This window comes from Ruegeria sp. CL6 (genome assembly GCF_056536465.1).
On the sequence record NZ_JBQFPR010000003.1, the window covers coordinates 61,394 to 86,719 of the forward strand.

Here is a 25,326-nt window from a genome sequence, read left to right on the forward strand (position 1 = left end):
GTGAAACATTCTTGTATTGTACAAGGATTGGTTGAAAGGGCAGTTTTGACAATGTTGGGTTGGCAGATTTTTACGCATTCGGTGCGGATGGTCTTTGGAAATCTCAAGCAGGTATTGCAGATCACTTTCGGGCCTGCGCTCGTGGCTACGGCGGTTATTGTTGCACTGTTTCTGGTTCTGGACGTTCCGTTGGATCAATTCGACCCGGAATCGGGTCAGTTGCCTCCGGGTACGTCCTACGGCTCGTTTGTCGTCTTTGCCATCGGGCTGGTTGCCGTGACGGTTGTTACGATGTTCTGGATTGCCGTGTCCTGGCACCGCTTTATCCTGTTGGAAGAATACCCGCGCGGGATCTTCCCAACCTTCAGGTTCGACAGAATTCTTGCGTATCTGGGGCGCGTGCTGATGCTTGGCATCTTTATGGCCATCGCCTTTTTGCCGCTGAGTTTGGTCGTCGCGGCCCTGGGAAGCGGAGCGTTGGCCTTCGCGGTCATTGCGGTCTACGCCATTTTTCTGGTCGTTTGTTTCTATCGCCTCTCCATTATTCTGCCAGCGGCCGCGATCGGCCATCAGACAACCATTGGTGACGTCTGGAAAAGCACCGAAGGCACGACCGGAGCGATTGTCGTTCTTCTGATCGTGAACTTTCTGTTTCAGTTTCTGGTGCAGCTTTTGTTCACCGCGCTCGCGTTTATTCCGTTGCTGGGTATCTTGCTGACCCTGTTCTTCGGAACTTTGGTATTGCCTCTGATCAACGTCAGTATTCTGACCACGATGTTTGGCGTCTTCATCGAAAAGCGTGAACTGGCTTAACGGCTCGTACACATATGTATTCCTTGCGCTTTCGGCGGTGATGCGGCACTGAAACCGTCATGAGTGATTTCATGACCCGTGCCCGCGCCGCCGAACAGGAAATGCGATCGGTTTTTCCGCCGACTCCTTTGCAACGCAATGCTCACCTGTCCGACCGCTATGGGGCTGATATCTGGCTCAAGCGAGAAGACCTCAGCCCGGTACGATCCTACAAGATCCGCGGCGCTTTCAATGCCATGCGCAAGCAGCAAGGGCGGGACCTGTTCGTCTGTGCCAGCGCGGGCAATCACGCGCAGGGCGTGGCGTTCATGTGCAAACATCTGAACGTGCGCGGTGTGATCTTCATGCCGGTGACGACGCCGCAGCAGAAAATTCAGAAAACCCGCATCTTCGGCGGTGACAATATCGAGGTTCATCTGTCCGGGGACTATTTCGACGACACTCTGGCGGCGGCGCAGCAGTGGTGTGCGCAGCAGGGCGGTTATTTCCTATCGCCCTTCGACGATGAGGACGTGATCGAGGGGCAGGCGTCCCTTGCTGTTGAGATCGAAGCGCAGCTGGGCCGCGTACCGGCTCACGTCATCCTGCCGGTTGGGGGCGGGGGAATGTCATCAGGTGTGGCGACGTGGTTTGGGGACCGAACACATTGCCTGTTTGTGGAACCCAAGGGTGGGGCGTGCCTGCATGCGGCGATGGCAGCGGGTCACCCCGTTTCGCTGGATCACGTAGACAACTTCGTCGATGGTGCCGCGGTTGGCCGGATTGGTGCCAAGCCGTTTGAATTGCTCAAGTCGCGCCACCTTTCGGATGTGCTGGTCCTGTCCGAAGATCGCATCTGCACCACGATGATTGAAATGCTGAATGTCGAAGGCATTGTTCTGGAGCCTGCCGGTGCCCTTGCGGTCGAGGCGGTTGCCGATGTGCAAAGCTTCATTCGCGGCAAGACCGTGGTTTGCGTCACCTCGGGCGGGAATTTCGACTTTGAGCGCCTGCCCGAAGTGAAAGAGCGGGCGCAGCGCTACTCGGGCGTGAAAAAGTACTTTATTCTGCGTTTGCCGCAGCGCCCCGGAGCGTTGAAGGAATTTCTGAATATCCTTGGCCCCGATGACGATATTGCCCGGTTTGAGTATATGAAGAAATCGGCGCGCAATTTCGGTTCAGTCCTCATCGGAATCGAAACCCGGAAGCCCGAGAACTTTGCGCGCCTGTTCGCGCATCTGGACGAAGCGGGTTTCACCTATACCGACATCACGGACGACGAGACGCTGGCGCAGTTTGTCATCTAAGCCAGTTTTTGCGTCTTTTCCGACAGGAAACATGTGCGCGACTCTTCAAACGCTGCCAGAATTGCCGGCAGGTTAACATCGACAGCGTGGCCAGAGGCCGCCGACCGCTCACCGTCCTGGCATAGCCGCGAGAAGTGATCAAACCCAAGGCTCAGGGCGCTGCCCTTGAGGAAATGCAGGTTTTGTTCCAGATCGCGCCGCGCCTTGTCCTGTTCCAAGCGCTCGATCGCCTCTTGAACTTCGTCCAGAAAGATTTGAACGACCTCATCAAACTCTGCGTTGCCGACCTCGTTCCGCAACTGAATGACCCTGGACCAGTTGATCATGTCCGCATTCTCAACAAAAATCGCGATGTGAATTTGCTAGCGCTTTGCCGGTAAAGGGCAGGTTAAGCGATGCGAAGATCGACCTTCACCTGATGTTAAACAGCCCACGCTTAGGGTCTTCTTGCGCGGGAGATGGCTACGGAACAGAGGATTCGGGTGGCAGAGGTCAGTCAAGCAGAAACCAGGTCTGAACTGGATTTTGGAGTCATCCAAAAAGTGCTTGTCGTGGATGACAGCCGGCTGCAGCGTCGTATCCTCGTGGCTTCGCTCAAGAAATGGGGGTTTCAGGTTCTCGAGGCGGACAACGGCGATGCGGCGTTGGAAATCTGTGCAAACGAACCACCGGACCTGGTTCTAAGCGATTGGGTCATGCCGGGGATGAGCGGCCTGGAATTCTGTCGGGCATTCCGAGCGCTGAATCGCGAGCAATACAGCTATTTCATCCTTCTGACCTCCAAAAGCGAAAAGCAGGAGGTGGCGCGGGGACTGGACGCCGGGGCAGATGACTTTTTGATCAAACCGCTTGAGGCGGACGAACTGCGCGCTCGGATTTCGGCGGGTGCGTGAATTCTGGATATGCAGCGCGAATTGTCCGAGAAAAATCGCCTGATCGAATCCGCGCTGGAAGACCTGAAACTGGCGCATGACGCGATCGACAAAGATTTGATTCAGGCCCGCAAGATTCAGGAATCTCTGGTGCCAGAGCTGACGCGAGATGTAGGAAAGTCGCGTGTCAGCGTTCTTTTGAAGCCCTGTGGACATATTGGCGGCGACCTCGTGGGAATGTTCTCGCCGGGTGTGAACAGGCTTGGGTTCTACAGCATTGACGTGTCGGGCCACGGCATCACTTCGGCCATGATGACGGCACGCCTTGGGGGGTACCTGTCCAGCAAGCATTTCGAGCAAAACGTGGCTATGGAAAAGCGGTTCGACAAATTCTATGCGCTTTTACCACCCGAGCAAGTGGCAGAGATGTTGAATTCAAGATTGATGGCGGATGCAGGGATCGAGGAGTATTTTACAATGGTCTATGCCATTGTCGACTTACGCAACGGTCATCTGAAAATGGTTCAGGCCGGGCACCCTCATCCCCTTTTGTTGCGAGAGGACGGCAGTACCGAATTCCTTGGCGAAGGTGGGCTACCGATCGGGTTGCTGCCGGACGCGACATTTCAGCGGATCGAAACCTACTTGAAGCCCGGCGAAAAGCTGCTGTTGTACTCGGACGGCTTTACTGAATGCAGCATGGCGGATGGAAGCCTTCTTGAAGAAGAAGGTTTGCGCAAGATGGCGACCGAATGTGCCGCGCTCTGTGATGGGTCCGAGTTTCTGGATACCATGTTCACGCGGCTGACTCGGGCGATGAAGCCGGGACCGGGTATGGATGACGATGTCTCGGCCGTCTACTTTGAATACGGCGGCCCCTAAAGTGCTTGCAGGTGCAGGCCGGCAAAATGGCGGTCCCCCGCATTCCCCAACATCTGAACTGCGTCGGATGTGTCCATCCAAAGTGCCTCGTGAAAAGGCTCGGTCGGCGCACTGACATTGCGAACGGGACGCGCGCGGTAGATCAGACAGACTTTTTCTGCCCACAGGTCATATTCTGGCATATAGGTGAACCGGCGAAACGCACCGATACGGCGCGGGTCTGCGACCAGCCAACCGGTTTCCTCGAAAACCTCTCGGTGCAGGGCCGTGACGGGCGACTCGCCGGGATCAATGCCGCCACCGGGCAGTTGCAGATCGGGTCCGGGTTCCATTTGGCAGGTCAATAAAAGGTGCCGACCGCGGGGAAGCAATGCGTAGACGCCAACGCGCCGTGTGTATTTCCGCCCCGCTTGTGGGGTTTCACCAAACCGTCTGATCATGTATGGCCCCTTACAACCCGATTTGTTCGACCTATATGGTGGCGGTATGCCAACCTGTGGCGTGTAAGGAAACCCCATGTCTCTTGGAACCAAAATCGCGTGGGACGATACCGTTCTGCCCTTTCAACTCGATGTATCGGACATGCGTGGCCGCGTGGCCCGTCTGGACGGGGTGCTGGATGGCATCCTGAAACAACACGACTATCCCGAAAAGGTCGAAGCCCTGGTCGCTGAGATGGCGCTGTTGACTGCGTTGATCGGTCAGACGGTTTCATTGCGCTGGAAGCTGTCCCTTCAGGTTCAGTCCAAGGGCGCCGTCCGCATGATTGCCACCGATTATTATGCGCCCTCTGAGGAAGGTGAACCAGCGCGCATCCGGGCCTATGCCAGCTTTGACCGGGACAGGCTGACCGATGCCAGCCCGTTTGATCAGGTGGGCGAAGGGTATTTTGCGATCATGATCGACCAGGGCGAGGGCACGCATCCCTATCAGGGGATCACTCCGTTGGCCGGTGGGTCGCTCAGCGCCTGTGCCGAAGCCTATTTCGCCCAGTCCGAGCAGTTGCCGACCCGCTTTTCGCTGAGCTTTGGGAAATCGACCGAACCCGGCGTTGGCGAACACTGGCGCGCGGGCGGGATCATGTTGCAGCATATGCCCAAAGCCTCGCCTTTTGCGGCAAAGGCTGAAGGCACCGGCGACATCCTGACGGCAAGCGATCTGGTCGACGGCGAAGAGGGTGAAAACTGGGGCCGCGTCAATATCCTGCTGGATACGGTCGAGGATCTGGAGCTGATCGGCCCGTCAATTGCGCCGACCGACTTGCTGGTGCGTTTGTTCCACGAGGAACAGCCCCGCGTCTATGACGCGCAGTCGGTTCAGTTCGGGTGTACCTGTTCCGAGGATCGCGTGCGGCAGAGCTTGTCGATCTATTCGGCGAAGGACATCGAGAAGATGACGACGCCCGAAGGCGAAGTTACGGCCGACTGCCAGTTCTGCGGCGCACATTATGTGTTGGATCCCAGCACCGTTGGTTTTGATGCTGACCGGGCCTGATCCGACAGACTTGCTGCGGGCGGCGCTGAGTCGCCCCGGCCACGGGTCAAGCGATTTTGACCTGAACCCCGACACTGTACTGCCCGCAGGTCGCAAGCTGCGCCCGGCCGGAGTGCTGGTTCCGGTTTCCGTTGTCGGAAACACCCCGCACGTAATCCTGACCAAGCGTTCGTCGGCGCTTAAGCATCATCCGGGTCAGATCGCCTTTCCGGGCGGCAAGCAAGATGAGGGTGACGCTGATGTCACCGCCACCGCCCTGCGAGAAGCGCAGGAGGAGATCGGTTTGCCCCCGGACCTGCCGGACATTCTGGGTCATTTGCCGACCCATGAGACGGTGACATCTTTCACGGTCACTCCGGTAATCGCCATTCTACGGGACAGGTTCCAGCCAGTACCGGAACCGGGCGAAGTGGATGAGGTGTTCTCGGTCCCGCTTGCGCATGTCCTTGATCCTGCAAATTATATCGTTGAATCCCGCCGCTGGCGGGGCCAGAAACGGTATTATTTCACGGTGCCGTTCGGTCCCTACTATATCTGGGGCGCGACGGCCCGCATGTTGCGAGGTTTGGCCGCGCGGGTGAGCGAATGACGCAAATCAAGGAAAGCTGGGTGTCTGATCCGGCGACGCAAAAGGTCTGTGCGGCTTTGACGAGTGGCGGAGCGCAGGCGTTGTTTGTTGGCGGCTGTGTCCGAAACGCGCTTTTGGGCGCACCCGTGTCCGATATCGACATCGCAACCGACGCCCGCCCACAGCAGGTTGTCAAACTGGCGCAGAATGCGGGGCTGAAAGCGATCCCAACCGGGATTGACCATGGCACCATCACGGTAGTCTGTGACGGCATCCCGCATGAGATCACCACCTTCCGCCGTGACATCGAAACCGATGGCCGCCGCGCGGTGGTGGTGTTTTCCGACAATATCCAAGAAGACGCTGCGCGGCGGGATTTCACCATGAACGCGCTTTATGCGCAGCCTGACGGGACGGTTTTGGACCCGCTGAACGGTTTGCCGGACTTGCTGGCGCGGCGGGTGCGTTTCATCGGAACCGCCGAACACCGCATCCGCGAAGATTACTTGCGGTCTTTGCGCTATTTTCGGTTTCACGCTTGGTACGGTGATACAGAGGCTGGGTTTGACCCGGACGCTCTGGCGGCGATTGCGTCCAATTTGGACGGCTTGACCGATTTGTCCCGCGAACGCGTTGGGGCCGAGCTTTTGAAATTGCTGGGCGCCCCCGATCCTGCACCGTCTGTTGCGGCCATGCGCAGCGTCGGTGTTCTGGCGCAGCTTTTGCCGGGGGCGGATGACCGTGCTCTTGCGCCACTGATCATGTTAGAGCAGCAGGCCGGCACCGCGCCAGAGCCGATCCGACGTCTCGCCGCGATTGCAACGCCCGAAATTGCAAAGACCTTGCGCCTGAGTAAGGCGCAGCTTCAGCGCCTTAGCCGGATGCGGGACGAGGCAAGCGGCACTGCGTCAATCGCAGAGCTCGGGTTCCGTTATGGAGAAGAAAGCGGTTTGCACGAAGTGCTGCTGCGCTGCGCCTTTCTGGAACAGCCCTGGTCCGATGAAATGCGCACCGACCTTCACGCAGGGGCCAAGGCTGATTTTCCAATCAGCGCCTCAGACCTGATCCCCGAATTCACCGGTCCCGCGCTGGGCCGGAAACTGGCCGAGCTTGAGGCCCGCTGGATTGCCTCGGGTTTTGCCCTGACCCGCGACGATTTGCTGGCCAGCTAGACCCAAGTCTCAAAAAGGGATGACAAGTTGCGGTCTTTGTGCTTACGTTCGCCTGTCACATAAATGGAGGGATGCGAGTGTATTACGGGATCTGGTTCGGCTAAAGCCGGGACACATTGACCCGTAAGGGTGGTGTTCTGGCGCCATCTTTCTTCGCATGACCTATTTTCTGCTCAATCGGAGCACTCTCCATGTTTCGCTATTTTGAAAACCTCGTTGACCCTTTTATCACCTACAAGGAATCTGACACACCGCCCACGCGGTTGTGGCCCTTTATGCTGGAATACTCCAAGCCGTTCTATCGGGTGTTCTTCTGGGCCGGGCTGATCTCGGTCATCGTTGCGGCGGTAGAGGTCGGGCTGATCTATTATATGGGCCGCGTGGTCGACCTGTTGTCCGGTCCGCCCGCCGAGGTTTGGCAGGTGCACGGGACCGAGCTGATCCTGGTGGCTGTCTTTGTTCTTTTGCTGCGGCCCCTGTTGCATGTCGTGGACGTTCTTCTGTTGAACAACACGATCCTGCCGAACTTTGGCACTCTTATCCGTTGGCGTGCGCATAAACACGTTCTGCGTCAGTCGGTGGGTTGGTTCGAGAATGACTTTGCGGGCCGTATCGCCAACCGGATCATGCAGACGCCCCCGGCAGCAGGCGAGGCGGTGTTTCAGGTATTCGACGCGATCTCTTTCTCGCTGGCCTATCTGATCGGGGCTGCGGTGCTGCTTATGGCGGCTGATCCGCGCCTTTTGCTGCCACTGCTGGTCTGGTTCGTTCTGTACGGCCTGCTGGTGCGCTGGACGGTTGCGCGGGTGGGGCCCGCGTCGCAGGCGGCGTCCGATGCGCGGTCTGCCGTGACGGGCCGGGTGGTGGACAGCTACACCAACATTCATTCGGTCAAGATGTTTGCGCATGACGCGCAGGAACTGGACTATGCCCGCGAAGCCATCGAGGAAACGCGCCGCACGTTCCAGATCGAGATGCGGATCTTCACCATCATGGACGCTGTTCTGGTTGCTCTGAATGGTCTGCTGATCGTCGGCGTTGTCGGATGGGCGATTGCCCTGTGGATGCAAGGCAGCGCCTCCGTCGGAGTGGTCGCGGCGGCAACGGCTTTGACTTTGCGGCTGAATGCGATGACTGGCTGGATCATGTGGGCGCTGACCAGCTTCTTCCGTCAGCTTGGTGTCGTGGCCGAGGGGATGGAGACGATTGCCCAACCCATCGACTTGCTGGACGTCCCCGATGCCAAGCCTCTGCACCTGAGCAACGGACAGATCGACATCCGCGATTTGTCGCACCACTATGGGCGCAAGACCGGTGGTCTGGATCACATCAATCTGACCATTCAGCCGGGTGAAAAGATCGGTTTGATCGGCAGGTCAGGTGCCGGAAAATCGACCCTAGTAAAGCTGCTTTTGCGGTTTTACGACGTCGAGCAGGGCGCGATCCTGATCGACGATCAGAACATTGCTCAGGTCACGCAGGACAGTTTGCGCAGCCATATCGGTATGGTGCAGCAGGACAGTGCCTTGTTGCATCGTTCGGTCCGCGACAACATCCTGTACGGTCGTCCCGACGCGTCCGAGGCGCAGATGATCGCCGCTGCGAAACAGGCCGAAGCGCATGAGTTCATCCTCGATCTGCAAGACCCACAAGGGCGCACCGGATATGACGCGCATGTGGGTGAGCGGGGCGTGAAACTGTCCGGCGGGCAACGCCAGCGGGTGACCTTGGCACGCGTGATCCTGAAGGATGCGCCGATCCTACTGTTGGATGAGGCGACATCCGCCCTAGATTCCGAGGTCGAAGCGTCGATACAGGAAACTCTTTACGGCATGATGCAAGGAAAAACCGTGATCGCCATTGCCCACCGGCTAAGCACCATTGCCCAGATGGATCGCATTCTGGTCATGGACGGTGGTCGCATTGTAGAGCAGGGCGGCCATGCCGAGCTGCTGTCCCAAGGCGGGCTTTACGCTCAGTTCTGGGCGCGGCAATCTGGCGGCTTCCTGAACCCGGAGGCTGCGGAATGAGGATAGCTGACCTCATAAACCCGTTCAAAAACATCAAAACGCCCCCGCCGCAAACGCTGGGGGCGTTCATTCGCTGGTGCTTGTCCGGCGCGTGGCCGATGCTGTTTGTCGCGGCCTTCTTTTCCGCAACCGCAGGCGCGATGGAGGCCGGAACCGCTTGGATTCTGGGATTGGTGGTTGACGTTGCAACCTCGGGCGGGCCCGAGAACTTTCTGACCGCCAGCAATATGTGGATGATCCTTGGCGCAGTTGCCTTTTTCATGCTGCTGCGCCCGGCCTTGTTCGGACTTTCCTCACTGTCGAACAATTACATCGTGATGCCCAATATCACGCCGCTGGTTTTGGCCAAGCTGAACCGCTGGACACTGGGGCAGTCTGTCACCTATTTCGACGAGGACTTCGCGGGGCGGATCGCGCAGAAACAGATGCAAACCTCGAATGCGATGGCGTCGGTCGTGTCCGAAACCATCAGCGCGATCGTCTTTGCGCTTGCCTCGCTTGTGGGCTCATTCCTTTTGTTAGGGTCTATTCATCCGCTTGTTATGCTGCCCTTCACGGCTTGGCTTGCCGTTTATTTCCTGTTGATCCGCTGGTATCTGCCGCGCATCCGAAAACGCTCGGCAGCGCGGGCCGGGGCGCGGGCAATGGTGTCGGGACAGGTGGTCGACACGATCACAAATATCAAAACCGTGAAGTTGTTCGCGCATTCAGCCTATGAAGATCAGGCCGCCCGGAATGCGATGGTTGATCTGCGGGAGAGGTCGCTTGAGTTCGGCAGCCTGTCTGCAAGTTTCAGGTTTATTCTGATGACGCTGGCCGGGGTGCTGCCAGTTCTGCTGATGGGTGTGACGCTATGGTTGTGGCAGGCGGGAAGCGCGACGGCGGGCGATATTGTTGCGGCGGGTGCGGTTTCGATCCGTATCGCCCAGATGACAGGCTGGGTCAGCTTCACACTGATGGGCCTCTACGCGAATGTCGGTGAAGTTGAGAACGGAATGAAGACACTCGCCAAACGGGACCGGGTCGAGGACGCGACAGGCGCGTCTGATCTGCAGGTGCCGGATGGTCGGATCGAGTTTGACCATGTCAGCTTTGCTTATGGGCGCGATGTTGGTGGCGTAAGCGATGTGAACATGACCGTTTATCCGGCTGAGAAACTGGGCATCGTCGGCGCATCGGGGGCGGGAAAGTCGACCTTAGTTTCGCTGCTGTTGCGGCTCTATGACGGGGAAAAGGGCGCAATTCGTATCGACGGCCAGGACGTTGGCCAAGTGACACAGGACAGCCTGCGCAGGCATATCGGTATGGTCACGCAGGAAACCGCGATGTTCAATCGATCCGCGCGTGAAAACATCCTGTACGGCCGTCCTGACGCCACAGAAGACGAGATGATCGCCGCTGCAAGGAAGGCCGAGGCACATGAGTTCATCCTTGGCCTGCAGGACGCCCATGGTCGCACCGGGTATGATGCCCATCTGGGTGAGCGTGGTGTAAAACTCAGCGGGGGCCAGCGGCAGCGGATCGCCTTGGCGCGTGCGATACTGAAGGACGCGCCGATCCTTGTATTGGATGAGGCGACATCTGCGCTGGATTCCGAGGTTGAAGCCTCGATCCAAGCCGCCCTGCACCGTGTGATGCGGGGCAAGACCGTCCTGGCGATTGCACACCGGCTGTCGACTCTGCGTGAGATGGACCGGATTATCGTTCTGGATCACGGGCGCATTGTGGAATCCGGCACTCATGACGATCTGCTAGAGCAGGGCGGTCTTTACGCGCGCTTCTGGCATCGTCAGTCGGGCGGTTTCATTCAAGCTGAGGCCGCGGAATAGCGGTTGGCTGAAAAAGCCGGCACCAACGGCGTATTTTTGTTCAAGCCGACCTTGGTGGTGTCTAAGGGGTTTTGTTGCGGGCAAAGCCCCGGTATCAGGCGCTCCATGACTCAGACATTCACCATAACGCGCCTTGGCCATCAGGGTGATGGCATTGCCGAAGGGCCAGTTTTTGCGCCGCGCACCTTGCCGGGCGAAGTGGTCAGCGGCACCACTGTCGGGCAGCTTTTGACCGAGATCCGGGTCGAAACCCCCTCGGATCAAAGGGTCAAGGCGCCGTGTCGCCATTACAAGTCTTGTGGTGGATGCCAACTGCAGCATGCATCAGACGCGTTTGTCGCCGACTGGAAGGTCGAAATTGTGCGCAAGGCGCTTGATGCGCAGGGGATCGAAGCGGACATGCGCCCCATCCATACCTCGCCCGAACGGACCCGGCGTCGGGCAACCGTTGCCGTGCGGCGGACGAAAAAGGGCACTTTGGCCGGGTTCCATGGCCGTGCATCCGATACGATTACCGAGATTCCGGATTGTCACTTGCTGCATCCTGATCTGATCGCCGCGATCCCGGTGGCCGAAGCACTGGCCTTGCTGGGCGGCAGCCGAAAGGGGGTTCTGGCCGTGACCCTGACTCTGTCAGAGGGTGGTCTGGACGTGGCGGTCAAGGGTGGCAAGCCGCTGGACGGCCCGCTTGAGCTGGCTCTGGCACAGGCAACCGAACACCACGGGCTTGCGCGGCTGAGTTGGGAGGGTGAGGTAATCGCCACTCGGCAGCAGCCGGTTCAACGCTTTGGGGCGGCCGAAGTCGTGCCTCCTCCGGGTGCGTTTCTGCAGGCCACCAAGGATGGAGAACAGGCTCTATTACAGGCCGTTTTGAAGGCAACTGAGGGCGCAAAGCGCGTTGTTGACCTGTTCGCGGGCAGCGGTACCTTTTCACTTCCACTGGCGCAGACCGCCGAAGTTCACGCCGTTGAAGGCGAGGCCGACATGACCGCCGCGTTGGATCAGGGGTGGCGCAAGGCCAAAGGGCTAAAGCGAGTGACGACCGAGGCGCGCGACCTGTTCCGCCGCCCCTTGATGCCGGATGAACTCAGGCATTTTGACGCGATCGTGCTGGACCCGCCGCGTGCGGGGGCCGAGGCGCAGGTGTCCGAGCTGGCGCAGGCAAAACGCCCGGTGATTGCCTATGTCTCTTGCAACCCAGTTACATTCGCCCGTGATGCAAAAACGCTGGTTAACGCGGGTTACACTCTTGAATGGGTACAAGTGGTTGACCAATTTCGGTGGTCGTCACATGTCGAACTTGCCGCGCGCTTTACTCTGAACTCAAAACCCTGACAGGAGAGCACCCGAATGGGGATCACCCAACGCCTGCAGACCATCATCGACGCCCCGACTTTTGGGCATTTCATCACCGGAGTCATCCTGTTCAATGCGGTCTTGCTAGGGATGGAGACATCTCCGACTCTGATGGAGATGGCGGGTCCGGTGATTGTGACATTGGACCAGTTGTGTCTGGCCATTTTTGTTGCCGAAATCTTGATGAAACTGATCGCAACGGGGCGGAACTTTTTCAAGAACGGGTGGAACAACTTTGATTTCCTGATCGTTGGCATCGCCCTAGTGCCCAGTGCAGGCAGCCTGTCGGTTTTGCGGGCGTTGCGTATTCTCAGGGTGTTGCGCGTGATTTCGGTTGCGCCCCGTTTGCGCCGGGTGGTCGAAGGGTTCATTTCAGCCCTGCCGGGTATGGCCAGTGTGTTCCTTCTGATGGCGATCCTGTTCTATATCGGCGCGGTGATTTCGACCAAGCTGTTCTCGCAGTCTTTCCCGGACTGGTTCGGTGATCTTGGCCTGTCGGCCTATACGCTGTTCCAGATCATGACGCTGGAAAGCTGGTCGATGGGCATCGTGCGCCCGGTCATGCAGGTGTATCCCTATGCGTGGGTGTTCTTTGTACCTTTCATCATGGTCACGACCTTTGCCGTCGTGAACTTGCTGGTGGGTTTGATCGTGAACTCGATGCAAGACGCCCACCATGCCGAGGATGAGGTGAAGACCGACGCCTATCGTGATGAGGTGCTGGAGCGTCTTGAATCCATCGAACGTCGCTTAATTGAGCAATCGAACATCAAAAAGTGATTTCAGTTTTCCGGATTTCTGGCATAATCCTGAAAAAAACAGAGCAGCAGGCAGTGAAACATGGATCGTCGAGCATTTGGATTGGGTGCTATGGCAACGCTGGGCCTATCGGCCTGTGCCTCGGCAAGCCCCAGATTTCTGACATATGATGGACCTGAGGTGACTTCTTTGGTCATCAACAAAAGTGCGCGGAAGATGTATCTTCTGCATCACGAACACGTTCTCAAGGAATATAAGGTTGATCTGGGTTTTGCGCCCGCAGGAACCAAGACCAAACGCGGGGACGGCCGCACGCCTGAGGGCACGTACCTGATTGACCGTCGCAATCCGAACAGCAGCTATCATCTGTCGCTGGGGATTTCTTACCCGAACTCAGAAGACGTTGCGCAGGCGAAGGCAGCGGGTGTTGATCCGGGCGGCGATATCTTTATTCATGGCCAGCCCAACAAGCGATCTGAACGCAAACGCGCGAAAAAGACGCCGGATTGGACTGCTGGATGCATTGCGGTCAAGAATGACGAGATCGAAGAAATCTACGCGATGGTAAATCGCGGAACGCTGATCACTCTGCGCCCTTAACGGGTTTCCACGCGTCAAAGCCGAACTGCATATAGTCGCGCTGGTAGGCCTGTGCCGCCAGCGTCTCGAGCGTTTCGTCGTAGATATCACCCAGCGTGTATGGACCGTCAGGTTCGGCTGCGGCTGGCACCGGCGGGGTTTCGTGCCCAAATGTCCGGGCCAGTTCTGGAAGGGCCGCTGCCAGTTCGTCTTCCCTCAGGATCATATCGGGCAGGGCAAAGGACGCCATTCCTTCCAAAACCTGCGCCTGACTGCACCAAACTCCGTCAACACGAACGGGTGTCTGCCCTGCAAGGTTCTGGCGTAGAAACTGCAAGAAGGCGGAAAACGCTTCGACGTGCTGGTCGAGAGGGTAGTTGTCTTTACGCAGTTGCCCGGGAATGGGAACCTTGAACCGATTGCGCAACATGTTTCGGATTTTCAGATAAGCACCCGGTTCGGTGCTCAGGATATAGGAGCAAAAGGCCGAATGGGCACGGGCTAGCGGATGCCGCAGCACTGTGAATTTCCGGTGGCCCGGATGGGAAATCATCCAGTTCCGCGCCCGCTTTCGGTTCTGATTGGTGATCAGGGCGTCTGTGCCCACCCCGTCCAGATCGGCCAGCCATTGTGAAACCTGCGTCTTTACCCCGCCACGCACGGGCAGATACATCAATGGTGTTTTAGCAGCGGCCACGTAGTTGGCGACTGCCGGACCACGTCGGGGTTCAAAATTGGGGGTCCGATGCAGATTGAACCTGTCGATCGCGGGCAGTTCCTGCTCCATCCGGTCCGGGTTTGTCACCTTGGACAAGGGCGGTTCAGGATTTTGTGGTTTCAGCGAGTCATCAAGGGCCGATAAACGGCTATCAATACCCAGCCATGCCGCCAGACCATTTAATGTGTCCAGGCGGAGCAAGTCGTCATATGCGATGTAGAAAGGGGTTTGGCCAGTCGCCTGAAGGTGATGCAAAAGCATCAACTGAAAGTCCTGCTGCTGATCCAGGTAGCTCTCGAATGCGGCCACGTCGAATTCAACGCGCGCTTCGCGCCGGCGCTTGACGTTTTTCAACTGCCACTGCTTCGTTTCCCGCGCGATCTGCAGTGATACGAAACTGTCTAGGGGGTTTCGGGTCAGGATGATCTTGGCGCAGCGTGGATCGCTCAAAACAGGCTCTAACACGCGCGGATCGTGACCGTCGAAAAAGCGAAATCCGTTCAGCTTGCCCGGCGCTTCTCGGATGGCGTCCAGCAGATCGACCGGATTTTTATCCCGATCCTCCAGTGAAATACCAAGCAACTCCTCGGTCTTAAGCCGACCTATGAAATGCGGGTTGAAAGCCTCACCGTGGCTGGTGACCCCATCCAAGGCATTCAGATTGGCCTCGAGCAGGTTCGAGCCGGTGCGCATGGCTGCGAGAATGACGAAATAGTCGAATTTTGAACGCATCTCGGACTATTGCACCAAGTAAGGTTTTCGGTATGGCCTGACCTGTTTTCCAAACACATCGTCCGTGGGGAAATCACCCATGAGATAGGGATGCATCCCCTGGTTCTTGAGGTTCTGCAGAAATTGACCAAAACCCGAAAGGTCAACCATGGTTGGGGCCGTTGTCAGGTGGCTTTGATGCTGAATCCCGATCGCTCCGATCACTTCTTGCAGCGGCTCCATCGGCGTTTCGATGAAATCCGCCAGCGACCAGGTCCGAAGGCGGGCCTTGGTCCAGACCGAGTTCAGAACTTCAAGCTGTTTGGTTTCGATCTGCTGCAACCGGGCGGCTTCGTTGCGGATATCCGAGAAGTTCAGGTTTGATCGGAACAGCGGTATCGCCCATGCGCCGGTAATGACCGAGATTTGGGCATTCTTGTCACGCGCCAGAAACCAATTGATTGCCTGGGTGTCGCGCGGCCCGAACTGCAAACACTGCCGTTCTCCGCGTGTGTTCCAGATCAGGTTCGATAGGAAGGCCGTAGGGTTATAGTCCCGCAGCGTGGCGCAATCGCTTAGTGCACCGTTGGTGATGGTTTCACCGCCCGAGAACTCTGCCCGGTTGGGCGCGAAAAGGTGGCCGTGCACGCGCGCACCAGTCGTTTCTGACAGCCATGGCTCAAAATCCTCGAACAACTCGGCAAAGCCCTGAAACACGGAATAGGGAAAACAGGTCAGGCCATTTTCGCTTCCGTGGCGGGGAAAGCGGCTTTGCATATACAGGCCATCCCGCCCACGTGTCCGGCGCTCGACCGCCTTCGAGAATACGCGGTCGATTTTCCCCGGATTGGGTTCTGCCGGTTTCATTGCGCCAGTTTGATCCGTGAGAAAGGACTGATACAGCCGATCCGCGTCGCGCCAAACCTTGCGGGCAACAAAACAGTCAGACCTGCGCAAAAGCTGCAGGTGATCGTCGTAGAAGATATGCGGCCGCCCTTGATAGTCGAACTTGGACAGGGTGAGTGACCGGCTTTCGATATGGGTCGAGTAGAGTCGAGCCAGCGTCTGAAAATAGCTTTCATCAGGTATCCAGACGCGACGGAAATAGCTGTCATAAACCTTGCGCTTGGGATCTTGCAAAATAGCGGACAGAGTCTGACGGGTCAGACACCACCATTGGCTGCCCATATGCGGCACCAGCCCCTTTGGGATACGGCGGCGCATTCTCAGGGCACGCTGCAGTTTCACGTAGCTGTCGAACAGTTTGCGGTGTCTGCGCCACGAAAACGGAAATCTGAGCGTGAATCTTTCCTGATCCAAGCCACCAATCGTCCAGCTCACGTCGGCAGTGGTGGCACTTTCGATGAAATCGACGCGGGGGCGCTGTACCAAGTAGTCCACCAGTTCGGAAACCGGGCGCAGCGGCAAGCAGGCACCCGAGGACAAATACACGTGGTGTACATCGGGAAACGCGTCGAGCATCAGTTCTGAGGCGGCTTGAGTGGCCTCAACGATGCTCCACCTTCCCCAATCGCATGTGTACCGATCCGAGAACCGGATCATGGAGTTGTCGGCACACGAGAAGACAAGATCAGAATAGGCGCTGTCCGAAACTTTCTTGTCCACGTGGATAACAACCGGACAACCAGCAGCGGCCCAATGACGAGCGACCTGCTCGACCCGGTGCAGAGCGGTATGGACCAGCATGACAACGCCAAGACTGCTCATGCCCAGTTTCCTTTTGACATCAGGCCCAGGATTTCAAGCTGACGCCAGTTGATGTATTTCTCGGACCAGTCGCACCAGAATACGGGCTGATCGTCCAGCCCTTGGGCATAAGCGCGGTATTCGCCGGATCTTCGGTAGTGCTGACCCCGCTCCATTTCCTCGCGGGCCTTGGTGCCCAATGTGTCAATCAGCTTGGCATGCAGCAAAGCACCGCTGGTCTTTTCGCCGCCCCATTCGTCGTACACCTGGTTCAAACCCCGCGGCAAAAGCGAATGGGTCGAGCTGACATAGACGTAGCGCCGGTCCCATTTTACCAAGGGTATCTTATTCAGCGCCGGTGCTTTGGACGGGTTATCCCGGAAAAACACCCGCGCCCGAGGGCCGCCCTGAATCCACAAATTCCCGTAGTCGGGGTTCTTGGTGATCATGTAGTTGCCCGAGTCGAACCAGCGGGCGATTTCAAACGGATCCTGACCTTCGTGATAGGGTTCGGCTTCAACCGGGCCGCGTGGGTACATGTCGATCAGCATCGTGCCAAAACTGCGCACTGCGCATCCGTCCAGCCAGTCGGTCAGCGCCCGCACGGGGCGTGTGTCGCAGAACGGGTAAATGAAGAACTCATCCGGGTCGACTGTCAGAACCCAGTGACCATGCGCGTATTTGCGCAGCAGGTAGTTCGACCAATCGATACCGAATGTGGCCCGCTTATAGCTTGCATCTGCCCGCCAGACAGAAACATCCGGTTGATCGGCCAGAAATTCGCGTGTGCCGTCATCACTGTCATTGTCCACAAAGAGAAAGTGATTAACACCCAGACGGCGGTAATAATCCAAAAAGAACGGCAGGCGAATTTTTTCGTTTCGCACCACGCTCATCAACAGGACATCGCGCTGTTTTATGGTTCTGGTTTTATTGGAAACTGCTGAAAGGTCACGACGTTTGCGCAGAGAACGCAAAATACGGCGCTTGCGCCGCAATCTCATTCGGTAAGAATCCAACAGGCCCACGTGACTGCCCTACCTCTTAATTTACGCGAGCATACCCGGGGCCTGGATCAGCCAGAGTGGTGCCGGGTCGTTATCGGGTTATGCCATTTTTTCATCTATCGAGGCAACGCATTTACAAGCCGTTAGCCGAAGATGCCGAATTTTCAATCAATACTGCCCATCAGCCCGAGTTGCTGAAGCTGCCTCCAGCCCGTGTAGCGCTCTGATTGGGGTGTCCACATTAAGGGGCGATTAATTATCCCGTCATAATAGTCCGCGAACTGGTCAGGGTTGTGGAAATGCTGCTGCCGGGATTTCTCGATCTTCGATTTCTCGATTACCTCGGGTAGAAACTTGGTGTGCAGCAATACGCCCGACGGCCTGCTATCGCCCGGACCGTCATAGGCCGCGTTCAGTTTACGCGGCAAAGCCGAATGGCACGAGTTTACATAAGCGTATCGCCGGGACCACCGAACCAGAGGGAGCTTGTTCAACGTCGGGGACCGCTGAGGGGTGTCGGCAAAGAACATGCGCTCGCGCGCACCGCCCTGAACCCATAGATTTCCCATAGGAGACTGTCGTTTAGCGCGGTAGGGATCGGTGTCGAACCAGTTCAAAACTGCGGTTGGGTCAGTGTCGGGGTCGTAGTCCTGAACCCCAAGCGGGTCCTTGGGATAAAGGTCCAGCATCAGCGCGCCAAAAGCGTCGCGGCCTTGTTGGTCCAAAAGGGACGTCAGATCGCGCAGTGATCGCGTATCGTGCCGTGGGTAGATCAACAGCTCATCCGCATCCACCATCAGCGTCCAGTGCCCGTGCCCATGCCGCATCTGCAACCAGGTCAGCCAGTCCAGCCCGTACCGTGCATCGCGATAGCTGCCATGCGTCTGCCATAACGACACGTCCGGCTGGTCGTGAAGAAACGCGACCGACCCGTCATCGCTGCCGTTATCCACGATCAAGAACTGATCCACACCCAAGGCCCGGTAGTGCCGCAGGAACCAGGGCAGGCGGGTGATCTCGTTCCGAAGGGTGGTAAAGGCCAGAATGTCGCCCGGCTTGATCACGCGGGTTCGATTCAATAGCGGAGTCAACTGACGGCGGCTGCGAAACGATCTCCATAACAGTCGCCGCCGTTTCAGGCGTAACCGGTACTTCTGCACCCATGACAGGGGCGGCAGAGTTTCCTCGGTACCGGTCACAGGGGGCTCATTTCTCGTAGTGACCGTTTTGGTGCCAGCGCCACGCGTCCGAGATCATCGTCTCTAACGTGGATCTTTTGGGCGTCCAACCAAGTTCCTCACCGGCGCGCACCGATCCTGACACCAGCTTGGTACAGTCTCCGGCCCGGCGCGGTCCGATGGAATAAGGCACGTCGCGATTGGTGACGGACTTGGAATGGCCGATAACTTCCATCACAGAAAAACCGCTGCCTGTCCCAAGGTTGAACACACGGCTGCCCTTGCCCTGCTCCAGCCAGTTCAGACCCAGAACATGCGCATCAACCAGATCGCAGACATGCACGTAGTCGCGGATGCAGGTTCCGTCCGGCGTGTCATAATCGGTGCCGAACACGGTCAGGCCGTCGCGCTTGCCGTCGATCGCGTCCAGCATCAAGGGCACCAGATGCGTTTCAGGGCGGTGGAATTCGCCCACTTCACCGTCTGGGTCAGCGCCAGCCACGTTGAAATACCGGAAAATCACGTGGTTCAGACCGTGCGCCGCCTGAAAGTCGCGCAGAATGTCCTCGATCGCCCGTTTGGAAGCGCCATATGCGTTGAGCGGTTCCTGCGGCGTGTTTTCGTCCAGCACGACATTGTCGTGTTCGCCATAGGTGGCGCAGGTCGACGAGAACACAAAGTTCAGGCATCCGGCGGCAACGGCGGCCTCGATCAGAGACAGCGATCCGGTGACATTGTTGGTCCAGTATTTACCCGGCTCCGACATCGCCTCACCCACCTGACTGAGGGCAGCGAAATGCATCACGGCGGCGGGCTGATATTTGGCAAAAACCTCGTCCAGCCGGGCGCGGTCCAATAGATCGCCCTGTTCAAAGGGGCCGAATTTCACAGCGTTCTGCCAACCTGTAATCAGGTTGTCAAAGGTCACAGGCGTGTATCCGGCTTGCGACAACGCTTTGCAGGCATGCGACCCGATGTAGCCGGCACCGCCGGTCACAAGGATATTAGTCATTCAAAATTCCAGTTTGTCTTGCCGCCCAAGAGGGCTGTTAAATTCAATAGGTACGCGATCAGTCCAGCCCCATGGCGGCCATCATTTGCTCCAGTTTCGGCACGTCCTGCGGGTTGTTCAGTTCCCAGAACTGGCGGCCCTTGGCCTCAACCTCAACGCAAAGAACCTTGCGGCCGTTTTCCATGAAGCGCAGTTGCTCCAGCCCCTCCAGCTGCTCTAGCGGGCCAACGGGCCATGTGGGGTAAGCGGCCAGCGCATCGGGGCGATAGGCGTAAACGCCGACGTGGTGGAACACCGGGGTCTGGTCTGCCTCCGCATAGGTCTGAGCGGTGTAAGGAACGACCTCTTTCGAGAAATACATGGCGCTGTGATCTGCGGCGAAGACAGCCGTTGTGCCGCCGACGCGCCCGTGCTTGCGATCGTTCAGCAGGCTGTTCAGCGCATCGCCATCACAGCGCAGCACCGGCGTGGCGACACCGGCATCCGGTGCGGCGCGCAGCCCTGCGATCAGGTCTTCGACGAACCAATGCGGGGTTAGCGGCGCGTCGCCTTGAAGATTGACCACGATATCATAGCCCATACCCAGATTGGCGTGAGTTTCGGCGCAGCGCTCGGTGCCATTGCCGCAGGAGTCCGAGGTCATGACAACTTCGGCCCCGAACCCTTCCGCCGCTTCGCGGATACGGTCGTCATCGGTGGCGACAACCACCTTGTCCACTCCGGATACGGAACAGGCCGCGCGCCAGGACCTTTCAACCAGCGTCATGGACTTGCCACTTGCGCCGGTCAGCGGAACCAGAGGTTTGCCCGGATAACGGGTCGAGGCATAGCGGGCGGGAATGGCGATCAGAACGGACATTAAGCCTCCTTCAGGTCAACACCCGGAGCGTAGGCGATGAAGAACGGGTTTGCATAGCCATCCTTGCCATAGGGCAGGGGTGTATGGTCATCAAAGCGAACCACATTGCCGCCGGCACCCGTCAGAACGGCATGGCCTGCGGCTGTGTCCCACTCCATCGTGCGGCCGACGCGGGGATAGAGATCGGCCTCGCCCGTAGCCACCAGACAGAACTTGAGCGATGAGCCCGCGCTTTTGCTGTCCTGCACCTGATACTTATTGATGTAATCCTCGGTCGCCTGATCCCGGTGGGATTTCGAGGCTACGATCAAAAGTGCGGAATTGTCTGGTTTAGAGACTGAAATCGGAGTTGTCTCGCCGATATTTTCCCTGTCCAGCGCGCCGGTTTCCTCGACCGATTGTCCGTCGGGCTGCGTGTAGAACATGCGTCCTTTGGCCGGGGCATACACCACACCTCGGGTCGGCGTGCCGTTTTCAACCAGCGCGATGTTCACGGTGAAATCACCGCGGCGGTTGATGAATTCCTTGGTCCCGTCCAGCGGATCGACGATCAGGAACGTGTCACCTTTTTCCGAATGCGAGGCCGCCTGTTCTTCGGTCACCAGCAGAATATCGGGGAAAGCGTCGCGCAAACCGGCCGAGATCAGGGCATCTGCGGCCTCATCCGCTTCGGTCACGGGGCTGGAGTCGGATTTGACCTTCACGTCGAAATCATCCGAATTGTAGATCTGCATGATCTTGTCACCAGCTTCCAAAGCCAAACGGCGGATGACGGGGATAAGGGCGTCGTAGGTCACAAAAATGCTCCGTTCCTGTGATTTGTTGATCGAATATGCTGACGGCCTTATGATGTGCCGGTTACGGATCGGCAAGAATTTCGTGTCAGTTTGCAGGCGATTAAGCGGGAAAGAGCGCGCGGGTGTTTTATTTTAAGCGAAATCAGACGCTTTTGGGGGGCGCGTTCACGACGGCTGAACTAGTGTTTCACGCTGTTGTGCGAAACATACGGTCGCGCCATTCCAACGCCGTGATCGCGATCGTCATGAACATCGTCCAGATTTTGGCGCTGGTAACGGTTTTCTATCTGCTGCTGAGTTTGATGGGGACACGGGTCGCCAAAATCCGGGGTGAATTCATCCTGTTCCTGCTGTCTGGCGTTTTCTTGTTCATGACGCACATCAAATCCGTCAGTTCCGTGGCCGGAGTGGGGACGGGCAATAATCCGATGATGCTGCATTCTCCGATGAATATGATGGTGGTTCTTTTGGCCTCGGCCTTTGGAACCCTTTATACGCAGCTCGTCTCGATTTTCGTGATCCTGTTTGGGTATATGGTCTTAGTCGCTCCGCTGGAAATTCAAGACCCCGGCGGCGCGTTCTACATGCTTGTTCTGGCGTGGTTTACCGGATGCGCGGTTGGCGTGGTTTTCATGGCGATGAAACCTTGGCTGCCAACAACATCAACTATTCTGAACACGATTTACCGCAGGCTGAACATGATCTTCTCGGGGAAGATGTTCGTCGCGAACGCGCTGGGCGGGTTCATGCTGACAATGTTCGCGTGGAACCCGTTGTTTCACATCATCGACCAATGTCGCGGCTTTGTTTTCCGCAACTACTTTCCGCGCAACACCAACTGGGAATACCCGCTGTGGGTGGGGTTGGCGCTTTTGATGATTGGTCTGCTGGGAATTTTCTACACCCGCAAGCAAATCTCGCAGAGCTGGGGCGCACGCCGTTAACTGGCGATGCGCAAGGTCAGGTTGATCCGCCCACCCTTGGGCAATAGCTTGGATGACCCGAACCGGATGCGATCTACGCCGTGATAGGTCAGGCGGGCCGGTCCCCCCATGATCACGACATCGCCCGAGTTCAGCCAGATCGACTCGGTCTTGCCGCCTCGGGTGCTGTTGCCGATGCGGAACAGCGCGTCGTCCCCAAGAGAAATCGACAGGACTGGCCATGAAAAATCCGCCTCGTCCTTGTCCTGATGCAAACCCATTCTGGCCCCTTCGCCGTAGTAGTTGATCAGACAGCAATCCGGGTCCCGTTCGGCGCTGGCCAGATCGCGCCAGATATCGAGAATGGGTTCTGGAATTGCTGGCCAGCCACCCCCTTTGGGATGCTGCGCCTGATACCTGTAGCCCGCGCGATCTGTCACCCAACCCAGCGCGCCGGCCGAAGTCATGCGAACCGACATTTCCTTGCCCGAGGGCGTAACGGGCCGGAACAAAGGTGCAGATTTCAGAATCGGACGCAGTACCTCGATCAGCCGCGTTTGCGCAGTGCTGTCCAAATAGGCTTTTCTGATGTCGAAATCGCGCAAAATAAGCCGCGCCATCGAAGAATCCTCAATCCTTGCCAAAACCTTGCGAAAAAAGGCCACAGAATCCCGAAAACCTGCGATTTACACCGCTTGCAGGCTTTTGGTCCCGCCCTTATATACGCCGGGACGCGTAATGGTGTAGGGCTGTTGCGCAAATCAGATCGGGGCCGGGTGCCATAACGGGTCCGGACCTCGGACATCGCCTTGAAGAGAAAGGGATTGAACATATGAGTAAAGTAATCGGGATTGACCTCGGAACCACCAACTCGTGCGTGGCCATCATGGACGGCTCGCAGCCGAAGGTCATCGAAAACGCAGAAGGGGCGCGGACCACGCCCTCGATCGTCGCGTTCACCGAAGACGAGCGACTGGTCGGTCAGCCTGCCAAACGTCAGGCGGTCACCAACCCCGACAACACGATCTTTGGCGTCAAACGTCTGATCGGTCGTCGCGTGGATGATGCAGAAGTCGAAAAAGACAAGAAAATGGTGCCGTATGCCATCGTCAATGGCGGCAACGGTGACGCGTGGGTTGAAGCCCGCGGTGAAAAGTACTCCCCAAGCCAGATCTCGGCCTTCACTTTGGGAAAGATGAAGGAAACAGCTGAAAGCTATCTGGGTGAGGAAGTCACGCAGGCGGTTATTACCGTTCCAGCCTATTTCAACGACGCACAGCGTCAGGCCACCAAAGACGCCGGTAAAATCGCCGGTCTGGAAGTGCTGCGGATCATCAACGAACCCACAGCGGCTGCGCTGGCCTATGGTCTGGACAAGGAAGAAACGCAAACCATCGCGGTTTATGACCTTGGCGGCGGTACCTTCGACGTGACCATTCTGGAAATCGACGACGGCCTGTTCGAGGTCAAATCGACCAATGGCGACACCTTCCTGGGTGGTGAAGACTTTGACATGCGCATCGTCAACTACCTGGCGGATGAGTTCAAAAAGGAACACGGCGTCGATCTGTCCAGCGACAAGATGGCTCTGCAGCGTCTGAAGGAAGCCGCTGAAAAAGCCAAGATCGAGCTCAGCTCGACCTCGCAGACCGAGATCAACCAGCCGTTCATCTCGATGGGCGCAAACGGTCAGCCGCTGCACATGGTCATGAAACTGACCCGTGCCAAGCTGGAATCGTTGGTCGGCGACCTGATCAAGAAGTCGATGAAGCCTTGCGCGGCCGCTCTGAAAGACGCCGGTCTGTCCGCTGCTGACGTGGACGAGGTTGTTCTGGTCGGTGGTATGACTCGGATGCCGAAAGTCATCGAAGAGGTCACCAAGTTCTTCGGTAAAGAGCCGCACAAAGGTGTGAACCCGGACGAAGTGGTTGCCATGGGCGCCGCAATTCAGGCCGGTGTTCTGCAGGGCGACGTCAAAGACGTGGTTCTGCTGGACGTGACCCCGCTGTCGCTGGGGATCGAGACGCTGGGTGGCGTGTTCACCCGTCTGATCGACCGCAACACGACGATCCCGACCAAGAAGTCTCAGGTTTTCTCAACTGCCGAGGATAACCAGAACGCCGTGACCATCCGCGTGTTCCAGGGTGAGCGTGAAATGGCTGCGGACAACAAGATTCTGGGTCAGTTCAACCTCGAAGACATCCCGCCTGCACCGCGTGGCATGCCTCAGATCGAGGTGACGTTTGACATCGATGCCAACGGTATTGTCTCGGTTTCGGCCAAGGACAAAGGCACCGGCAAAGAGCAGAAGATCACGATCCAGGCTTCGGGCGGTCTGTCCGACGCGGATATCGAAAAGATGGTCAAAGACGCCGAGGAAAACGCCGAGGCCGACAAGGAACGTCGCGAGCTGGTGGACGCCAAGAACCAGGCGGAAAGCCTCATCCACTCGACCGAAAAGTCGATGGAGGAACACGCCGACAAGGTCGACCCGACCACCATCGAAGCCATCGAGCTGGCGATCGCAGCACTGAAGGACGAGCTGGAAACCGAAAATGCTGACAAGATCAAGTCGGGCATCCAGAACGTCACCGAAGCGGCTATGAAGCTGGGCGAGGCGATCTACAAGGCGCAGTCGGACGAGGCCGAAGATGAGCCTGCAGCCGCAGACGCAGCTCCGGGCGACGATGACATCGTCGATGCCGAGTTTGAAGATCTGGACGACGACAAGCGTAACTAACGGGCAACCGGGCCAATTCGGGCCGGTCCGGTTG

At 57.7% G+C, this 25,326-nt stretch carries 22 protein-coding genes and 1 pseudogene; 13 read left to right on the plus strand and 10 right to left on the minus strand.

The genetic code is table 11. The features are described 5' to 3' along the window. The first annotated feature begins 51 nt into the window (after positions 1-51). Positions 52-813 carry a hypothetical protein gene (locus ACR0LH_RS09880; RefSeq protein WP_480720771.1) on the plus strand — a complete coding sequence of 254 codons (762 nt, stop codon included), beginning with the start codon at positions 52-54 and terminating at the stop codon, positions 811-813. Positions 814-872: 59 nt separating this feature from the next. Next, positions 873-2,099, plus strand: a complete 1,227-nt coding sequence (gene ilvA, locus ACR0LH_RS09885) for a threonine ammonia-lyase IlvA (protein WP_480720773.1) — start codon at positions 873-875, stop codon at positions 2,097-2,099. Here the strand turns inward: ilvA and ACR0LH_RS09890 are convergent. After that, the gene (locus tag ACR0LH_RS09890; RefSeq protein WP_480720775.1) at positions 2,096-2,425 is read right to left on the minus strand and encodes an Hpt domain-containing protein; all 330 of its coding nucleotides are present in this window, start codon (positions 2,423-2,425) and stop codon (positions 2,096-2,098) included. The two genes, ilvA and ACR0LH_RS09890, sit on opposite strands and share 4 nt — an antisense overlap. 132 nt (positions 2,426-2,557) lie before the next feature. Here ACR0LH_RS09890 and ACR0LH_RS09895 point away from each other — a divergent pair. Then, positions 2,558-3,853, plus strand: a pseudogene (locus ACR0LH_RS09895) (PP2C family protein-serine/threonine phosphatase). On the opposite strand, the gene ACR0LH_RS09900 reads toward ACR0LH_RS09895, so the two are convergent. Beyond that, positions 3,850-4,293, minus strand: coding sequence for an NUDIX hydrolase (locus tag ACR0LH_RS09900; RefSeq protein ID WP_170412657.1), 444 nt, complete (start codon positions 4,291-4,293; stop codon positions 3,850-3,852). The pseudogene ACR0LH_RS09895 and the gene ACR0LH_RS09900 overlap by 4 nt on opposite strands. Before the next feature lie 76 nt (positions 4,294-4,369). Here ACR0LH_RS09900 and hslO point away from each other — a divergent pair, with 76 nt between their 5' ends. The 8 genes from hslO to ACR0LH_RS09940 all read left to right on the plus strand — a co-directional run bounded on the left by hslO (position 4,370) and on the right by ACR0LH_RS09940 (position 13,661). Then, entirely contained in the window at positions 4,370-5,347 is a 978-nt protein-coding gene (gene hslO / locus ACR0LH_RS09905) for an Hsp33 family molecular chaperone HslO (protein ID WP_480720777.1), read from the plus strand. Further along, the gene (locus ACR0LH_RS09910; RefSeq protein ID WP_480720778.1) at positions 5,301-5,936 is read left to right on the plus strand and encodes a CoA pyrophosphatase; all 636 of its coding nucleotides are present in this window, start codon (positions 5,301-5,303) and stop codon (positions 5,934-5,936) included. Before hslO ends, ACR0LH_RS09910 begins: the two co-directional genes overlap by 47 nt. Further along, positions 5,933-7,087, plus strand: a complete 1,155-nt coding sequence (locus ACR0LH_RS09915; protein ID WP_480720779.1) for a CCA tRNA nucleotidyltransferase — start codon at positions 5,933-5,935, stop codon at positions 7,085-7,087. The genes ACR0LH_RS09910 and ACR0LH_RS09915 overlap by 4 nt, the downstream gene beginning before the upstream one ends. A 191-nt stretch (positions 7,088-7,278) precedes the next feature. After that, positions 7,279-9,117 carry an ABC transporter ATP-binding protein gene (locus tag ACR0LH_RS09920; protein WP_480720780.1) on the plus strand — a complete coding sequence of 613 codons (1,839 nt, stop codon included), beginning with the start codon at positions 7,279-7,281 and terminating at the stop codon, positions 9,115-9,117. Next, entirely contained in the window at positions 9,114-10,946 is a 1,833-nt protein-coding gene (locus tag ACR0LH_RS09925; RefSeq protein WP_480720781.1) for an ABC transporter ATP-binding protein, read from the plus strand. Before ACR0LH_RS09920 ends, ACR0LH_RS09925 begins: the two co-directional genes overlap by 4 nt. Positions 10,947-11,051: 105 nt before the next feature. Next, positions 11,052-12,281 (plus strand): class I SAM-dependent RNA methyltransferase, encoded by a 1,230-nt coding sequence (locus tag ACR0LH_RS09930; RefSeq protein WP_480720782.1) that lies wholly within the window; start codon positions 11,052-11,054, stop codon positions 12,279-12,281. Between the two features lie 15 nt (positions 12,282-12,296). Continuing rightward, the gene (locus ACR0LH_RS09935) at positions 12,297-13,082 is read left to right on the plus strand and encodes an ion transporter (RefSeq protein ID WP_480720783.1); all 786 of its coding nucleotides are present in this window, start codon (positions 12,297-12,299) and stop codon (positions 13,080-13,082) included. A 60-nt stretch (positions 13,083-13,142) separates the two neighbouring features. After that, the gene (locus ACR0LH_RS09940) at positions 13,143-13,661 is read left to right on the plus strand and encodes a L,D-transpeptidase family protein (protein ID WP_170387012.1); all 519 of its coding nucleotides are present in this window, start codon (positions 13,143-13,145) and stop codon (positions 13,659-13,661) included. On the opposite strand, the gene ACR0LH_RS09945 is transcribed toward ACR0LH_RS09940, so the two are convergent. The 7 genes from ACR0LH_RS09945 to cysQ all read right to left on the minus strand — a co-directional run bounded on the left by ACR0LH_RS09945 (position 13,645) and on the right by cysQ (position 21,629). After that, entirely contained in the window at positions 13,645-15,090 is a 1,446-nt protein-coding gene (locus tag ACR0LH_RS09945) for a nodulation protein NodH (protein WP_480720784.1), read from the minus strand. The genes ACR0LH_RS09940 and ACR0LH_RS09945 overlap by 17 nt on opposite strands. A 6-nt stretch (positions 15,091-15,096) precedes the next feature. Further along, positions 15,097-16,797: a DUF5927 domain-containing protein gene (locus tag ACR0LH_RS09950; protein ID WP_480720785.1), complete on the minus strand. Its 1,701-nt coding sequence runs from the start codon at positions 16,795-16,797 to the stop codon at positions 15,097-15,099. Beyond that, positions 16,794-17,780, minus strand: coding sequence for a glycosyltransferase family 2 protein (locus ACR0LH_RS09955; protein ID WP_170483189.1), 987 nt, complete (start codon positions 17,778-17,780; stop codon positions 16,794-16,796). Before ACR0LH_RS09955 ends, ACR0LH_RS09950 begins: the two co-directional genes overlap by 4 nt. Before the next feature lie 167 nt (positions 17,781-17,947). Further along, a complete protein-coding gene (locus ACR0LH_RS09960; RefSeq protein ID WP_480720786.1) occupies positions 17,948-18,982 on the minus strand; it encodes a glycosyltransferase family 2 protein in 1,035 nt (344 codons plus the stop codon). A gap of 7 nt (positions 18,983-18,989) precedes the next feature. Then, entirely contained in the window at positions 18,990-19,973 is a 984-nt protein-coding gene (galE, locus tag ACR0LH_RS09965) for a UDP-glucose 4-epimerase GalE (protein WP_480720787.1), read from the minus strand. Between the two features lie 58 nt (positions 19,974-20,031). Beyond that, the gene (locus ACR0LH_RS09970; RefSeq protein WP_480720788.1) at positions 20,032-20,832 is read right to left on the minus strand and encodes a 3-deoxy-manno-octulosonate cytidylyltransferase; all 801 of its coding nucleotides are present in this window, start codon (positions 20,830-20,832) and stop codon (positions 20,032-20,034) included. Further along, entirely contained in the window at positions 20,832-21,629 is a 798-nt protein-coding gene (gene cysQ, locus ACR0LH_RS09975) for a 3'(2'),5'-bisphosphate nucleotidase CysQ (protein WP_480720789.1), read from the minus strand. Before cysQ ends, ACR0LH_RS09970 begins: the two co-directional genes overlap by 1 nt. Before the next feature lie 122 nt (positions 21,630-21,751). Between cysQ and ACR0LH_RS09980 the strand changes: the two genes are divergently transcribed. Next, entirely contained in the window at positions 21,752-22,573 is an 822-nt protein-coding gene (locus tag ACR0LH_RS09980) for an ABC-2 transporter permease (RefSeq protein ID WP_170564445.1), read from the plus strand. Here the strand turns inward: ACR0LH_RS09980 and ACR0LH_RS09985 are convergent. Next, positions 22,570-23,172 (minus strand): alpha-ketoglutarate-dependent dioxygenase AlkB family protein, encoded by a 603-nt coding sequence (locus ACR0LH_RS09985; RefSeq protein WP_480720791.1) that lies wholly within the window; start codon positions 23,170-23,172, stop codon positions 22,570-22,572. The genes ACR0LH_RS09980 and ACR0LH_RS09985 overlap by 4 nt on opposite strands. 212 nt (positions 23,173-23,384) lie before the next feature. Here ACR0LH_RS09985 and dnaK point away from each other — a divergent pair, with 212 nt between their 5' ends. Continuing rightward, positions 23,385-25,292: a molecular chaperone DnaK gene (gene dnaK, locus ACR0LH_RS09990; protein WP_170483200.1), complete on the plus strand. Its 1,908-nt coding sequence runs from the start codon at positions 23,385-23,387 to the stop codon at positions 25,290-25,292. Positions 25,293-25,326 lie beyond the last annotated feature (34 nt).

Excerpts from the sequence above, each read along its gene's own strand:
- ACR0LH_RS09950 (WP_480720785.1), bottom strand. The coding sequence starts at position 16,797 with ATGAGCAGTCTTGGCGTTGTCATGCTGGTCCATACCGCTCTGCACCGG.
- ACR0LH_RS09985 (WP_480720791.1), bottom strand. The coding sequence starts at position 23,172 with ATGGCGCGGCTTATTTTGCGCGATTTCGACATCAGAAAAGCCTATTTG.
- ACR0LH_RS09935 (WP_480720783.1), top strand. The coding sequence starts at position 12,297 with ATGGGGATCACCCAACGCCTGCAGACCATCATCGACGCCCCGACTTTT.
- ACR0LH_RS09890 (WP_480720775.1), bottom strand. The coding sequence starts at position 2,425 with ATGATCAACTGGTCCAGGGTCATTCAGTTGCGGAACGAGGTCGGCAAC.
- ilvA (WP_480720773.1), top strand. The coding sequence starts at position 873 with ATGAGTGATTTCATGACCCGTGCCCGCGCCGCCGAACAGGAAATGCGA.
- dnaK (WP_170483200.1), top strand. The coding sequence starts at position 23,385 with ATGAGTAAAGTAATCGGGATTGACCTCGGAACCACCAACTCGTGCGTG.
- ACR0LH_RS09920 (WP_480720780.1), top strand. The coding sequence starts at position 7,279 with ATGTTTCGCTATTTTGAAAACCTCGTTGACCCTTTTATCACCTACAAG.
- ACR0LH_RS09900 (WP_170412657.1), bottom strand. The coding sequence starts at position 4,293 with ATGATCAGACGGTTTGGTGAAACCCCACAAGCGGGGCGGAAATACACA.
- hslO (WP_480720777.1), top strand. The coding sequence starts at position 4,370 with ATGTCTCTTGGAACCAAAATCGCGTGGGACGATACCGTTCTGCCCTTT.
- ACR0LH_RS09925 (WP_480720781.1), top strand. The coding sequence starts at position 9,114 with ATGAGGATAGCTGACCTCATAAACCCGTTCAAAAACATCAAAACGCCC.
- ACR0LH_RS09930 (WP_480720782.1), top strand. The coding sequence starts at position 11,052 with ATGACTCAGACATTCACCATAACGCGCCTTGGCCATCAGGGTGATGGC.
- ACR0LH_RS09970 (WP_480720788.1), bottom strand. The coding sequence starts at position 20,832 with ATGTCCGTTCTGATCGCCATTCCCGCCCGCTATGCCTCGACCCGTTAT.
- ACR0LH_RS09910 (WP_480720778.1), top strand. The coding sequence starts at position 5,301 with ATGTGTTGGATCCCAGCACCGTTGGTTTTGATGCTGACCGGGCCTGAT.
- ACR0LH_RS09880 (WP_480720771.1), top strand. The coding sequence starts at position 52 with ATGTTGGGTTGGCAGATTTTTACGCATTCGGTGCGGATGGTCTTTGGA.
- ACR0LH_RS09945 (WP_480720784.1), bottom strand. The coding sequence starts at position 15,090 with ATGCGTTCAAAATTCGACTATTTCGTCATTCTCGCAGCCATGCGCACC.
- ACR0LH_RS09955 (WP_170483189.1), bottom strand. The coding sequence starts at position 17,780 with ATGAGATTGCGGCGCAAGCGCCGTATTTTGCGTTCTCTGCGCAAACGT.
- ACR0LH_RS09940 (WP_170387012.1), top strand. The coding sequence starts at position 13,143 with ATGGATCGTCGAGCATTTGGATTGGGTGCTATGGCAACGCTGGGCCTA.
- galE (WP_480720787.1), bottom strand. The coding sequence starts at position 19,973 with ATGACTAATATCCTTGTGACCGGCGGTGCCGGCTACATCGGGTCGCAT.
- ACR0LH_RS09915 (WP_480720779.1), top strand. The coding sequence starts at position 5,933 with ATGACGCAAATCAAGGAAAGCTGGGTGTCTGATCCGGCGACGCAAAAG.